The organism is uncultured Granulicatella sp. (genome assembly GCF_963515095.1).
Classification (GTDB): Bacteria; Bacillota; Bacilli; order Lactobacillales; family Aerococcaceae; genus Granulicatella.
Map to the genome: position 1 here is coordinate 27619 of NZ_CAUPXD010000015.1, position 11939 is coordinate 39557.

Below are 11939 nucleotides of genomic sequence, written 5' to 3' on the forward strand. Positions count from 1 at the left end.
TAATTCAATCGTAGTCTTTATTCTTTTTTAGGAAATACTCGTGAATAGAAACAGAAATAATTTTCATGGTAGCCGGACGTCAGTAGCCCCTTTGGGTCTCTTGGCTAAAAATTGAGCCTTGGTCTCAATTTTTCCTAATAATATAAACCACTGCTCTGTGGTTTATATTATTGCTACTATGAAAATTATTTCTGTTTCTATTCACTCTCCTTGATTTAAAGGACGTTTAAGTCGTAATTTTACTGCTACGGTAAAAATGTTTTTTCTTTCTATTCACTCTCCTTAACGTGAGGGGCGGTTATGATGGTTCTTCAACTGAAAAACCGATTTGTCAAGAGATAAAAACTCAAAAAAACGACAAGTGTCGTTGAGATACTTGTCGTTTTTGTTTCATTATTTAATGTAATTATTTGCCTTCAGCTAATACACGTTCTTGTTCTACTGCAGCTTGTCCTAAGATGTTTAAGTAGTTCCATGGACGGTCGAATACTGGTTGGAAGAAGAAGTCTACGTATGCTAAGTCTTCGATTGTCATTTTGTTTTGGATTGCTAATGACAATGTGTTTGCAGAAGCTGTACAGTCGTATTTAGACATTACTTGTCCACCTACGATACGGTTTGTTCCTACTTCATAAACTAATTTCATGTAGATTTTTTCGTATGTTGGCATGAATTCTGGACGGTGGTTATCTACCACGTATACAGAACGTACATCTAAACCAAAGTGAGGTGCGCTACCTACGTTTACACCTGTTGAACCAATGTTCCATCCGAATAAGTGTAATCCAGATGTAGATTGTGTTCCACGGTATTTAACTTTATGTCCGTTAATGTTTTTACCAACTAAAGCACCCATACGTACAGCGTTTGTTGCTAATGGAATGTATGCGTGTCCTCCGTTAGGATTGTAGTTAACAGCACAGCTATCTCCAGCTGCGAATACATCTTTAACAGATGTTTCCATGTAGTCGTTAACGATGATAGCACCGTTAGGCATTGTTTCTAATTGGTCTTTAACTAAGTCGTTGTTTGGACGGAAACCTACACATAAGATAACCATGTCAGCTTCGTATTCGCCACCTGAAGTTACAACTTTGTTTACAACTCCGTTTTCGCCTTCGAATGATTTAACCATTTCGTTTAAGCGAACTTGTACGCCACGTTCACGTAAGTCTTCTTCTAAGATATCAGTGAATTCTGGGTCTAAGTATTTGTTTAAGATACGGTCTAATCCGTCTACTAATGTTACTTCTTTACCTTCTAAAGCAAATGCTTCTACTAATTCGATACCGATGTATCCACCACCGACAACAACGATTTTCTTCTTGTCAGTTTTCTTAGCAAAGATTTCTTTAGCTTGGTTATAGTTTTTACATAATTGAACGTTTTCTAATTCACGTCCTGGAATTGGAGGAAGAATTGGCCAAGAACCAGTTGTTAAAACTAATTTATCAAAAGTTTCTGTTTTTTCTTCTCCTGATTTTAAATCTTTAACAGTTAAAGATTTACCTTTTGTATCGATGCTTGTTACATCATGTTCCATATGAACTTCTGCTCCTAATGAAGCTAATTCTTCTGGACTAGAATAGAATAAGCCTTGAGGGTCTTTCACAACTCCTCCTACGTATAACGCAATACCGCATGATAAGAAAGATACATTGTCATTTCTTTCATATACTACGACTTGTGCTCCTGGGTTATCATTTAAAATTGTTTTTACTGCAGCAGTACCCGCATGAGTACATCCAACTACTACAACTTTCATGTATGTTAGCCTCCTATGTTTTCATAATAAATAAGAATGATTCTCATCTACAAGTGATATCGTATACAATTTCAAAGGAAAATGCAAACTTTTAGCTTACTTGTTTAATAATTTTTTTATTTTAAATTTTTAATTGAAAGTGTTTCATTTTTTATACCATTTTTTACAATAACTAAAGGCATTCTCACAGTTTTAAAGGAATAAAAATTTTCTATTATAAATTCTTGACACTGCCGCTTCAAAAGATTTTTTATTCGATATTCTTCTAATAAAATAATTTAATTAAAAAGCCTTCCAAAAATAGAAGGCATTATAATCTTATTATAGATTAATATTTTAAATTTTTTTCTCAAACGAAAAGTAATTATTAACAATATATTCTTTTAATTTAGAATCCATTAAAATTCGTTGCTTGGCTTTTTCAATATAAAGCTTATCTAAATATTTATTAGCAATTTCTTTACTAATTTTTTCTTTCAAATTACAATTTTTTAAAAGTTCTGAATAATTCTTATCTTCAACAATTTTTATTATTTGTTGTTTCTTTTCCTCAAATAAATTTTCTATATTATAACTAGAAATATCATTTAGTCCCTTTCGAATTTCCTCTAGTTTTTTATATTTTTTAACTCTCTCAGTTTTTAAATATCTTTCTAGGCATCTTTTCGCATGCGTTAATGATATTTGATCTACATTTTTTTTAACAGTAGCAAAAAATTCCTTTTTAAAAGTTTCAATAATATCTGTATAATCTTCTGGAAAAATATTTTTCATTACTTCTTTCATTATATTTTCTTCAAAAAATAACATTTCGATTTCATTAAATTGAAGAACTTCTATTTGCTCCTCTTTATATACTTTGATTTCATCTTCAGTTAGATTATCTAAATCTAAAATCCCATATGCGGTATTTAAATCTTCCAGTTTATTTATTGCTCTTACATTATTTATAACTTTATTATGTCCTCCAGAGGGAATAACTGTATATTTTTCACCTAATAATCCTTTGTAAATAAGGTAATCTAAACTACTTTTATCTCCTTCACAGAATAAAAAAGGTTTTGAACTTCCTAAAATCTCTGTCAACATTTGTTTAGGCAATTCATTTTCTTCCTTTAATAGTTCTAACTCCCATTCATCTGGATAAACAAACTCCTTTATCCATGCAATTTGAGCATTACTTCTTCCTAATACAAAATCTACAGAATGAGTAATAAATAAAAATTGTGTATTTGGTTTTTCTTCTTTTAATTTATCCCATAATAAATTTGAAATGGAAGAATTTAAATATGTTTCTGGTTCATCAATAATTATTAATCCATCATCTTTAGCCATTAAAACACTAATTGCATAATAGAGTACAACTTTTTCGCCTTCTGACAAACCATTAACTGAATATTCTTTTCCATTTTTCTTAACCCGTAAAGGAATTTCTTTTCTTTCATTAAAACTTAATTCTAAATCTTTAAATAAGAGTGGAAAAATATTCCTAACTTTTCCAAATACAGTACTATTATTTTCAGGAACTCTTTTTGCTTGATCACATTCACATAAATAGTTCATATATTCTACTTTCATAGCTGTTATAAGTTTGGTAAATTGATCATTTAAAAAATTAAAAAATTCAAAATTAGACAGATCTTCTTTAGAATCTTTTATGATATTTTTTAATAAAGACTCCTCAATATCCTTTTGAGAAGATCTTAATGAATTATTTCTATTACTATAAAAATTTAAAATCTTTTGCGCGCCAATAACAGAAATAGAATTAAATTCACTTTCTTTTAGAAAGTTAGCTAAAAATGTTTTCCCTTTACCATTACCTCCAATTAAAACTATATCTTTTTCAATTCCTGAAAATTGCTTTAATAAATCGAGTCTTTTATAGTCATCATTTAAATTTTTCCACGTTAAAATATTAATAAATGTATCAATATTAGTAACATTCAATTTTAAAGAAGATGTATCATATGGATAATCAAATTCATTTAGAATATTATTATAACTTTTACTAATTATGGTATCCTTTATTTCTGTTCTTAAATTAGAATAATTTTCTAAAGTTTCAATTTGAATTGCCAAGTACTCAATAACTTTATTGAATGCTTCTTCAAAAGATAATTCAAAAATTTCAAAAGTCACTGGGCCATTATTGTATGGATTTCTAACATATTGATGTTTTTTTACATCATATTCATCTTTTAACTGCTCCTTAGTTTCATTCAAAGCTTTAATACATTCTCCCAAATCTGAAATCATTGTTTTTAACTTTTCTTCATCAATTGTCATTTAGGTCCTCCCCCTATTCTCTATAACTATTATCTTTTCATTTCGTACTCATAGTATAGCATTAAAACTTTTAGAATTCTCATTTTTTCTTCACACCTCATTCCTCATCACTCCTTCTCTCAATCTCCATCCATTGTCAATATATCATAAATATTTTATAATAAATTACATTCAAAAAAGGAGGTTCTTTATGAAATTTTATTCATATGAATATGTATTAAGTCAAATCAGTCAGCAAGATTGGGTAATGGTTATTCTTTCTGCGTTATTGATTCTTGTTACTGGATTTTTTGCTTTTAAAGCTTATCAAGATAAACGTGGTAGTAAGTTTCGTGAATTATCGATTATTTCAATTTTAGCTTTAGTGGCGGTTGTTTTAATTAGTATTTCTAATTTTCAAAGCAATCAATCTACAAACAATCAATTCCGTAATTCCTTACGTTTTATTGAAATTGTTTCAAAAGAATTAGGGGTGGAGAAGGAAAAGATTTATGTCAACACTTCTGCTACAACTGATGGTGCAATTATTAAGGTTGGCGATCAATTCTATCGTGCTTTAAATGGCTCAAACAAAGATAGTTATTTATTAGAGAAGATGGAATTATATAAATCAGACGTCGAACTTGTGGAGGTGAAAAAATAATGAGCTTTTTTATTACAATTGCGATTAAGTTAGCTTTAGGTCTTATTTCTTTAGTATTTGTTATCAATGTAACTGGTAAAGGAAATTTAGCACCAAGTTCTGCAGTAGACCAAGTACAAAACTTTGTTCTCGGGGGACTTCTTGGTGGGATTATTTACAATAGTTCGATTTCACTTCTTCAGTATGTTGTTATTTTAATTATTTGGACAATCTTAATCTTACTATTGAAATGGTTGAACACGAATGTCTTAGTGGTTAAGCAATTAATTGACGGTAAACCTGTGATAATTATTAAAAATGGAAAATTAGATCCAGAAGCTTGTCGTTCAAAAGGTTTATCTGCTGCAGATGTGGCTCTTAAATTACGTTCTCAAGGTGTATTCCAATTAAAAGATGTTAAACGAGCTGTGATTGAACAAAATGGGCAATTTATTATTGTAAGAATGGGCGATGAAAATCCTAAATATCCTATTATTACAGATGGTGTTATTCAAACGGAAATTTTAGATACAATTGGCAAATCTGAAGAATGGTTAATGGCCAAGTTAGAAGAAGAAGGCTATGATAATGTAGCGGATATCTTTATTGCTGAATATGACAAAGGTCAAATTAATGTTGTAACGTATTAATATTTTGATGAATACTCAGTAAATTTTCTGAGCATTTAATTTGCTTATGAAAATTAGAATAGATATACTTTAGCTACTATCTAGTTTAATGATGATTACTCTTCTTTGAATTAGATATAAACTAATAAATGGAGGTAATCTTATGTCAGCAGAAGAAAAATTAAACCAAGTTGCTGGTTCTATCAAAGAAGGTTTTGGTAAATTAACTGGCGACAAAAAACTTGAATCTGAAGGAGCTACTGAACAAGTAGTTTCTAAAGTAAAAGAAGTTGCTGAAGACGCTAAAGATGCTGTTGAAGGCGCTATTGAAGGTGTTAAAAACATCTTTAAAAAAGATTAATAACGATTAAATCTTATAAATCAAAACACGCTCAATTGAATACTGAGCGTGTTTTTTAGTTTTACTTTAAATCATTAAAATAAGAAATAAATATCATTAATACAAAAAAAGGAATTATGCAACTATATATCGCCTAATTCCTTTTCTAATTTTTTCTCTTAAACTACGAACTATAAACTCTTATATTCTACGTCTAGTCCTTTTTGAACAGCAGGTCTATTCTCGATTAGTTTTGCCCATTCCACTAAATGTGTGTAGCTAGATGCATCTAAAAACTCTGCTGAATTTTGGTATAGTTTATCTAATATTAATTGTCCATACCAAGACCAAATCGCAATATCTGCAATTGTATACTCATCTCCAGCAATATAAGGTCTCGTTGCTAATTCTTTATCTAGTAAATCTAATTGACGTTTTGTTTCCATTGTAAAACGATTGATGGCATATTCAATTTTTTCCGGAGCATAATTATAGAAATGTCCAAATCCTCCACCGACAAATGGTGCAGATCCAGCTTGCCAAAATAGCCAGTTTAATACTTCTGTACGTTTTTCAACTTCTTTGGGAAGAAATTGTTCAAATTTTTCAGCAAGGTATAATAAGATATTCGCTGATTCAAAGATTCTAATATCGTTTGCACTAGATTGATCTAATAACGCAGGAATTTTTGAGTTTGGATTTACTTCTACAAAGCCAGTTCCGAACTGTTCTCCATCCATAATAGAAATTTTATATAAGTCATAGTCCGCTTCTTGGATTCCTAATGCTAACAATTCTTCTAATAAAATCGTCACTTTTACACCATTTGGAGTTCCTAGAGAATATAATTGGAAAGGTTTCTCCCCTTTTGGTAATACTTGTTCAAAGCGTGCCCCTGCAGTTGGACGGTTAATGCCTGAAAATTTTCCTTGATTGCTATCTGCTGCACTCCACACACGTGGTAATTCATAATTTGTCATATTATTCTCCTTTAATTTTACTGTTCTAATGATAAATGTAAGATTTCATAAATATTTGTACCTTCCATTTGTTCTGGAAGTTCTTCAAAGAAATAATATTCTTTACATTGCCATTTTTCTGGATTATAGACTAATAATTGACTCGTACTATTGTTAAAGGTACTTGAGAAACTTAATCGTTCCATTTGAGTTGATTCTGAGATTTCTCTTCTTATTTCTAAACAATATCGACTGTTATTAAAGTTTTCCTTTTTTTCAAATGCTAATGGAATTGCTGTAGAAATAGTTTGCCATCCAAATGACTTCAAAATATTATCATAAAATCCATCCCATATAAATTGATTCATTCCTACTGAATCTTTCCATAAATATAATGGAGCATATTCTTTTTTGATGTCATTTTTACTATTTTCTACAGAGATAAGATACGCTTTAAAAAGTAAATCTTTAAAACCGTCCATTTTATGTCCATTTTCTCGAACTCGTTCTCTAATGATGTTCATGTCAAACGAATCTGGTAATTGAATTTTATATTGCATTGATATCATAGCATTCATTCCTTTCAAAAAATCTTTTAATGTTAGTTGACTCATTCTATTTCAAATTATTCGCTCTTTGATTCATTTCATCAATGGCTTTTCATATATTATTGTCTTTTTGTATTTCTAATTAGCTTATGAAGTAATTCATTCATACATTTACTTCACAGGAATTTCTTTAATGATTCGAGCTGGATTTCCCGCTAAAACTACATTATCCCCAAATGATTTAGTAATAACAGCCCCTGCTCCTGCAACAACATTATTTCCTAGTGTCACTCCTGGAAGAACAGTCACTCCTCCACCTGCCCAGAAATTGTTTCCAATTGTGATAGGCGCTCCATATTCAACACCGGAATTACGCTCAACAGGATCTAGTGGGTGAAGTGGTGTCAGAAATTGACAATTAGGGCCTATCATAGCATTTTTCCCAATTGTAATGGGACACACATCCAGCATCGTTAAATTATAATTCGAATAAAAATTTTCTCCAATATGAATATTAATCCCATAATCTACTACTACCCAACGATTAATATAGAAACGTTCTCCAGTAGAGCCAAACCAATCTTTTATAATTTGAGCACTCTTACTTTCATCATCTTCTTGGTTAAACTCATTTTGTTTTTTTCGAGATTCTTTTGCCAATTTTCTAAGTTCTAAATCTGATGGAGAATATAATTCTCCTGCTATCATTTTTTGATATTCACTTTTCATCTCTTCTTCGCCTTTCAATGGATAAGCATTTCTATTTTAAATTATTCGCTCTTTGATTCATTTCATCTGCAGCTCGATTTAGGCCACGGCTTTGGTATTCATAAGCTGCTCTTTCGTAACGATCAATATCTTGTTGTCTTCTACGTTCTGCATCTTGCTCACTAGCAAGTCTAGCTTGTTCAGCATTGAAAGCATCATTGTTATTACCAGATGGAGCCGAATAATCTCCACCTCCACTATAACTACCTGAACCCGCTCCAAATTCATTGAAAAGAATACATAGCGCAATGGCTATTACAACAATTGTAAAGACAATGGCTAAAGCAACTTGTAATAAAAATGTCGATAGTAAAATTAAACCTGCACTGAGTAATGTTTTCAGAATAAATCCTTTTCGAATTAAATGAATTTTAAAATAATCAAGAATCAAAACACTAACGGGAGCAAATACTAATCCAATTTTATGGAAATTTAACCATCCTAAAATAGAATTATCAGGTGCTGAAGGTAATTGAGCTAATTGAGCACTTTGGAATCCTGTAAGAGAATTAGTAGTCACAACAGGTGTTTGAGTTTGATTATACCCAAGATACATCGTAATAGCTGCAATCACTGTATAAACTACAATTGTAATGATTTTTTGTTTACGTGTTAATTGTAAGAAATTTTTAAACATCTTTATACCTCACTTTTTAAACTAATGTTTATTTTACCGGATACTAGGTTTTTAGTAAACAATTATGAATACTAACATCTCTTAACCCTAATAAAGTTCAGTATCCTTATCCATACATACAAAAAATCCTGTCGGTGATTTCTCGCCAACAGGATTTGTCTAACATTCACTTTTATTTCCAATTTAACTGAGCATTTAAGCCAAAGTGATCACTCACTTGAGGACTATGATTCCCGTCAAAAACGACATGTAGGTTTTCTACCTCTAACTCTTTAGTGGTAAAAACATAGTCAATGCGGAGTGGTTCTGTATTTCCCTTCCATCCATCAATTTCTGGTGGAACGGTATAGCTACCACTTTTCTCTTTAGCAACTTCAAATGCATCTTGTAAGCCTAATGGACTAGCTAAAATAGCTTGGTAACCTTCTTGACCTGCTGGGTTGTTAAAATCTCCAGCTAACAAAAGAGGCTTGTTCAAAGCTTTCAGTACAGTCTCGAATCTTGCCCATTCTTCTTGGAAACCTTTATCCCACCAAGAAAGGTGCACACTAGCAACTGCCAGTTCCTTACCATCCACTACCGTTTCAGCCAAGGCAACACGGCGAGTATGATAGTCTGTTGGATCATCCACATCTGAAACCAAAATTTCTCTGGCTTCAATAGGTGTTTTAGACAAGATAGCCACACCTTCGTGGTAGCGATCATAACCGATATGGTTATAGGCCCAAGTCCAGTAGTAATTTTTCCCTTGCTCAGACAACTTTTCAACCAAAAGTCTAACATAGTGATCTTGGTGAATAGGCTCAGCTGCTGGCAAAGATTGATAAAGATCATTGACCTTCACCTCTGGAGATGTGATCTCCTGATTGATTTCTTGGAAACAAATCAAATCATAGTCCTTTTCAAGAATATCCTCAAGCAAAATCTGGAATTTTTCCTCAGCTTCTTTTTCCATCCAACTGTGAGTATTGAGTGTTAAAAATTTCATTCTTTTCTCCCAAAATAAGAGGTTGGAATACAGCTTCCAACCTCAAGTATATTACAATTCTACTTTAGCAACTGCTGTTTTAGCTGCAAGAGAACCTGTTTGTTCTAATTTAACTGATTTAATAGCTTCAGCATTTGTGAAGACAACGACTGTTGAAGTTTCACGACCTGCTGCACGGATAGCATCCAAGTCAGCTGTGACAAGAAGATCACCTGCTACAACTTTTTGTCCTTCAGCTACATGAACTGTAAATGGTTTTCCTTCAAGACTTACTGTGTCCAAACCAATGTGGACAAGTACTTCAAGACCTGCTTCAGTCACAAGACCAAGAGCATGTTTTGTAGGGAAGATGCTTGATACAGTACCTGAAACTGGAGATACAATGTTTCCATTTGCAGGTTCTACTGCAAATCCATCACCCATCATTTTTTGAGCAAATACTGGATCTTTTACTTGTTCCAAAGCAACAACTTGACCGTCTGCTACTGAGTAAACTTCCTCAGTAAGACCTTTGAAGTGAACAGTGTTTTGTTGTGCTTCAGTCATTTGGCTTGGAAGAGTTTCAGGAATGATTTCACCTGAATCAAGGATATCTTGGATATCAGATTTCAATACGTCAGCTTTTGGTCCGTAGATAGCTTGAACCCCTTGTCCTTTCATGACAAGACCCATAGCTCCTTCTGCTTTCCATTGCTCTGCATTTCCTACTTTATCTGCATCTTTAACAGTTACACGAAGACGAGTCATACATGCGTCAACATCAACGATGTTTGCACGTCCACCAAGAAGGTTAATAATGTTTACAGCTTGAGAACCTGCTGCAACTTTCACTTCACTGCTAGATTCTTCTGAACCTTCAGCAGTTTCGTAGTTTCCGTTACGCCCTGGAGTTGCGTAGTTGAATTTTTGAATCATGAAGTTTGCGATAAAGTACATGATTACAGCAAAGAGAACAGTTACCCAAACGAAGTTAACGATATCCATACCGATACCAGCACTAATCGCAATAGGTGTACGAGTCAAGAACTCGATTGAACCGAATGAGTGCATACGTAGGTTTACAACGTCAGCCATAGCGAAGGCAGCACCTTGAACAAGTGAGTAAACAAGATACATAGGTGTTGCGACGAACATGAACATGTATTCGATTGGTTCAGTAACCCCTGTCAAGAATGTTGCAAGAGCTGTCGCAATCATCATACCTTTGTATTTGTGTTTCTTGTCAGCATCAACATTACGGTAGATAGCCACAACCACACCCATCAAGATACCGAATGAACCAATCATTTGTCCAACTTTGAAACGAGCTGGGTGAACAGTATCTAACAAGTGTTGGTATTGACTAGCATCAGTACCTTTAAGGTTTACAAGGTCTGTTACCCATGCAAGCCAAAGTGGATCTTGACCAAATACTTGGCTACCTTTTGCTGCACCAGTTAAGACCTCATAAGTACCACCAAGAGCTGTGTAGTTCATTGGGATAGTCAACATGTGGTGAAGACCAAATGGCAAGAGCAAACGTTCCAATGTACCATACAAGAATGGTGCAAGGATTGGAGCAGTTTCTTGTGAGTTAGCAATCCAGATACCAAAGCTATTGATACCAGTTTGCACAAGTGGCCAGAAAGCTGAAAGTACAATTGCAGCAATTATTGAACGAAGAATAACTACAAACGGTACAAAACGTTTTCCGTTAAAGAATGAAAGTGCATCTGGAAGTTTACGGAAGTTATAGTATTTGTTGAAAGCAGTTGCCCCTACAAAACCAGAGATAATCCCTACGAACACACCCATGTTCAATGCTGGAGCTTCCATAACACTGATAAAGTAATCAGCAACTTTAATTGAACCTCCAAACAGAGTTGTTACCATTGCTTGAGGATCTTTCAACATAGCACCTGATACACCAAAGATGGTACCAGTGATACGATTAATTAAAATGAAGGCAAGACCAGCAGCAAAAGCACCACCAGCACGTTCTTTAGCCCAGCTTCCTCCAATCGCTAGGGCAAACAAAATGTGAAGGTTACCGATAACACCCCAACCAATTTGCTCAAGAATTCCACCTGTGATTACAAGTGGTGCAAAAGTTGGATTAATCATAACCAATGACTTACCGATTGAAATCATCAATCCGGCAGCCGGCATAACAGCGATAACCACCATCAAAGCCTTACCGAATTTTTGCCAAAACTCGAAAGACAAGATATTTTTGAATGTCTCTTTCATCATTCAAATCTCCTTTATTTTTTATTTTAGGCAAACGTTTGCATTACCTATATCATTATTATAACATTTTACTTTTTTTTGTAAAGTGTTTTACAAAAAGAATTATTTTTATTGTCAAACACAAGTGATAATGTCTCAATTAAACACAAGTAAAAATGTCCCAAG

11 protein-coding genes are annotated in these 11939 nt (G+C 33.0%); 3 read left to right on the forward strand and 8 right to left on the reverse strand.

From position 1 onward, the window contains the following. Positions 1-406 precede the first annotated feature (406 nt). The gene (locus RWL86_RS04855) at positions 407-1765 is read right to left on the reverse strand and encodes an FAD-dependent oxidoreductase (protein ID WP_006702918.1); all 1359 of its coding nucleotides are present in this window, start codon (positions 1763-1765) and stop codon (positions 407-409) included. 336 nt (positions 1766-2101) lie between these two features. Further along, complete coding sequence (locus tag RWL86_RS04860; RefSeq protein ID WP_314077444.1) at positions 2102-4054, reverse strand: DUF4435 domain-containing protein; 1953 nt, start codon at positions 4052-4054, stop codon at positions 2102-2104. Positions 4055-4244: 190 nt separating this feature from the next. Between RWL86_RS04860 and RWL86_RS04865 the strand changes: the two genes are divergently transcribed. The 3 genes from RWL86_RS04865 (at position 4245) to RWL86_RS04875 (ending at position 5666) form a co-directional block, all read left to right on the forward strand. Further along, positions 4245-4697 (forward strand): DUF3290 family protein, encoded by a 453-nt coding sequence (locus RWL86_RS04865; RefSeq protein WP_314077445.1) that lies wholly within the window; start codon positions 4245-4247, stop codon positions 4695-4697. Next, positions 4697-5326, forward strand: a complete 630-nt coding sequence (locus tag RWL86_RS04870; protein WP_399534466.1) for a DUF421 domain-containing protein — start codon at positions 4697-4699, stop codon at positions 5324-5326. The genes RWL86_RS04865 and RWL86_RS04870 overlap by 1 nt, the downstream gene beginning before the upstream one ends. Positions 5327-5468: 142 nt before the next feature. After that, positions 5469-5666, forward strand: coding sequence for a CsbD family protein (locus RWL86_RS04875; RefSeq protein ID WP_314077447.1), 198 nt, complete (start codon positions 5469-5471; stop codon positions 5664-5666). A 170-nt stretch (positions 5667-5836) separates the two neighbouring features. On the opposite strand, the gene yghU is transcribed toward RWL86_RS04875, so the two are convergent. From yghU to RWL86_RS04905, 6 genes are all read right to left on the reverse strand, one after another. Next, a complete protein-coding gene (gene yghU / locus RWL86_RS04880) occupies positions 5837-6625 on the reverse strand; it encodes a glutathione-dependent disulfide-bond oxidoreductase (RefSeq protein ID WP_314077449.1) in 789 nt (262 codons plus the stop codon). A 17-nt stretch (positions 6626-6642) separates the two neighbouring features. Then, on the reverse strand, positions 6643-7173 hold the full coding sequence (locus RWL86_RS04885) for a DUF4865 family protein (protein WP_314077451.1): 531 nt from the start codon (positions 7171-7173) through the stop codon (positions 6643-6645). A gap of 150 nt (positions 7174-7323) precedes the next feature. After that, a complete protein-coding gene (locus RWL86_RS04890) occupies positions 7324-7881 on the reverse strand; it encodes a sugar O-acetyltransferase (protein WP_314077453.1) in 558 nt (185 codons plus the stop codon). Positions 7882-7912: 31 nt separating this feature from the next. Next, a complete protein-coding gene (locus tag RWL86_RS04895) occupies positions 7913-8557 on the reverse strand; it encodes a hypothetical protein (protein ID WP_314077455.1) in 645 nt (214 codons plus the stop codon). A gap of 172 nt (positions 8558-8729) precedes the next feature. After that, positions 8730-9545, reverse strand: a complete 816-nt coding sequence (locus tag RWL86_RS04900) for an endonuclease/exonuclease/phosphatase family protein (protein WP_314077457.1) — start codon at positions 9543-9545, stop codon at positions 8730-8732. 51 nt (positions 9546-9596) lie between these two features. After that, positions 9597-11777 (reverse strand): PTS transporter subunit IIBC, encoded by a 2181-nt coding sequence (locus RWL86_RS04905; RefSeq protein WP_314077459.1) that lies wholly within the window; start codon positions 11775-11777, stop codon positions 9597-9599. Positions 11778-11939: the final 162 nt, after the last annotated feature.